At 37.7% G+C, this 2,689-nt stretch carries 2 protein-coding genes; one reads left to right on the plus strand and one right to left on the minus strand.

All coding sequences use genetic code 11. The features are described 5' to 3' along the window. Positions 1–399: 399 nt before the first annotated feature. The gene (locus LC574_RS34785; RefSeq protein WP_229458171.1) at positions 400–621 is read right to left on the minus strand and encodes a DUF4327 family protein; all 222 of its coding nucleotides are present in this window, start codon (positions 619–621) and stop codon (positions 400–402) included. A gap of 588 nt (positions 622–1,209) precedes the next feature. Between LC574_RS34785 and LC574_RS34790 the strand changes: the two genes are divergently transcribed. After that, the gene (locus tag LC574_RS34790) at positions 1,210–2,442 is read left to right on the plus strand and encodes a cysteine desulfurase-like protein (protein ID WP_229458172.1); all 1,233 of its coding nucleotides are present in this window, start codon (positions 1,210–1,212) and stop codon (positions 2,440–2,442) included. Positions 2,443–2,689: the final 247 nt, after the last annotated feature.

A 2,689-nucleotide genomic window follows, 5' to 3' on the forward strand; every position in this document is an offset into this window, starting at 1 on the left:
CTGTTGAGAATCAGGGATTATTTTTGGTGCAATTAACTATGAAGCAACTATCAATCAACTATATTGATAGATTCGCTTTAATAAAAATTAGAAAACGTAATACAAGGGACACAATGTAAGTTACTAACTAAAGCAGCAAGTAAATAGAATTTTAGAGTTGCCAAACTCATTCTATTGTCAAATTAAAGATAGCAGAACATTTTTCTTGATTCCACCAATCAATCGTCATCAAATGCCAGGCTGTGGCTCACCCGTGAGGTATTACCTGACACAACTATTTTGAGAGATGCGTATTGGTTTGTAACCCCAACTTAATTCGAGGGTTTTTAATGAAAAATAAATTTATAATTTTAATTTTATTGAGATGCTGTTAATAAGGTTCAGCTTCTAAATGCAGCCTCAATCGTCTTCCCAAGATTCGTGGTTCAGGAGGTCGATAATTCTATCTCTGAGTAAAAATTCGTTTTTTTCTAACTCAAGTTCAAAATTAACCCAGTCACAATGAGGAATATATTTACAAAGGGTATAAATTGACTGCTGACGGTTAACAAGTCTCTTTTTAACAAGTTGAAGTGCTTCTTCCTTGATAACCTCGATGTCGTATTTAACCGTAGTATTCATAGCTCGTTCCTTTGTTTTCAATCAAGGAATTAAAAATAACAACAATATAGGATTACTATTTGATTTTTGAACAAAATTAGGTGCTGTAGGGTGCATTAGAATGAAATCCGTAACGCCCCATTGGCAAGGATTTGGCGCCGCACTCTCGCAGCTACACATCCTACGTATCTTTTGAAAAATCAAATATAGGAATCCTAAATGATATGTGAAAAATTTTAAGTAATGTAGGGTGGGCTTTGCCCACCATATCCGGGTTTTGGTGGGCTTTGCCCACCAAAACTACGTGTATTTCAAAAATCAAATAGGAGTCCTATAGTAGTCCTATAGTTGCTTTGACTCTACCTTAAACTTATCAAATAAAACTGGCGAGAGTTGTGAAGAATCAAGACATTAACCTTTGTTGGAAGTAAGATATATCATTAAGATACTCTTTGGGTTACCAAGTATACCCCCTCTGTAGAGAGATTCTTGCAGAAGAAGAAGGCTGGCATAACAATCTGTAAACACCAAGAGAGGATGTAGATGCTCTCTGGGCGACTTGCCAAAAGGTAGGCTAGGGTAAAGAACATTCTCCAAAAAACTTATACTATGCTTTTGAATCTTGATAAAGTTCGGCAATATTTTCCCGCTCTAGCTGGTGAATGGACTTTTTTTGATAATGCTGGCGGATCACAAACCCTGAAAAAAATAGTAGATAGAATTAGCGAATTCCTCTTGAGTTCTGATGTTCAGTTGGGAGCTTCTTATGCAGTTTCTCAACTTGCAGGAGAACGATTAGCTTTAGCAACTAGGGGAATGGCTACTTTCATTAACACCAATTCTTATAAAGAAGTGGTTATGGGCCCATCTACTACGATGATGTTGAAAGTTCTTTCTATTTGCCTTGGTCAAACCTTTACACCTGGTGATGAAATTATTGTTACTAATTGTGACCATGAGGCCAATATTGGTGCTTGGGTAGCTCTGGAAAAACAAGGAATGAAGGTTAAAGTGTGGCAAATTCGCCCAGATACCTTGGAACTTCATTTAGCAGATTTAGAACCATTGATGAGTCAGCGTACAAAACTAGTAGCATTGACTCATGCTTCTAATGTTTTGGGAACCATTAATCCTATCAAAGAAATTGCTGCATTTGTACACGATCGCAACGCGATGATCTGTGTGGATGGTGTAGCTTATGCACCCCACAGATTAGTTGATGTCCAAGATTTGGATGTTGATTTCTATGTTTTGAGTTTTTATAAAGTCTATGGGCCACATCATGCTTTACTTTATGGCAAAGAAGAACATTTATTAAGATTACCTGGTCTTAACCATTATTTTATTGAGCAGACAGATATACCTTATAAATTTCAGTTAGGGAATGTCAATTTTGAATTAAGTTATGGAATGTTGGGTTTATGTGATTATTTAAGTGAGTTAGCACAACTGCACTACGGCAATCAAACTGCACCCGATTTGAGAAATCAAATGGTGCAGGCGTTTGATTTAATTAGTATACATGAAGAACATATTAGCGATCGCCTCCTAAATTACCTCAACAGCAAGTCTAATGTGCGAGTGATTGGTCAATCAAAAGCTGACCGTAAATTCCGTGTGCCAACTATATCTTTTGTAGTAGATGGAATGAATAGCTCAACCATTCCGGCAAAAATTGACCAACATTATATTGCGATTCGCTACGGAGATTTTTATGCTAAACGGTTGATTGAATATTTGGGTTTAGCGTCGCAAGGTGGAATAGTCCGGGTGAGTATGGTGCATTACAACACCCTTGAGGAAGTTAACAGTTTGATTGAGGCTTTTGAGCAGGTATTTTAAAATTGGGCATTGGGCATTGGGCATTGGGCATTGGGCATTGGGCATTTGTAATAGGTTATTCTCTTGTCCCCTTGTCCCCAGGGCTATTTCATTCTCATCTAGTCCGCCTCAGAATGAATTCTGAGTCTAATAGCGAAAGTCGTCTAAAGACGACTGAGAAAAGGTTATAGTCCGTTTTAACGGACTTTAGCTAAAAGCCTGTGAACTTCAGTTCTGGGCGGTTTCTGTCTAGAACGAAATAGCCCTG

This window comes from Nostoc sp. CHAB 5715, assembly GCF_020829685.1.
GTDB lineage: Bacteria > Cyanobacteriota > Cyanobacteriia > Cyanobacteriales > Nostocaceae > Nostoc.

Coding starts and splice junctions, on each gene's coding strand:
- LC574_RS34785 (WP_229458171.1), bottom strand. CDS start 621: ATGAATACTACGGTTAAATACGACATCGAGGTTATCAAGGAAGAAGCA.
- LC574_RS34790 (WP_229458172.1), top strand. CDS start 1,210: ATGCTTTTGAATCTTGATAAAGTTCGGCAATATTTTCCCGCTCTAGCT.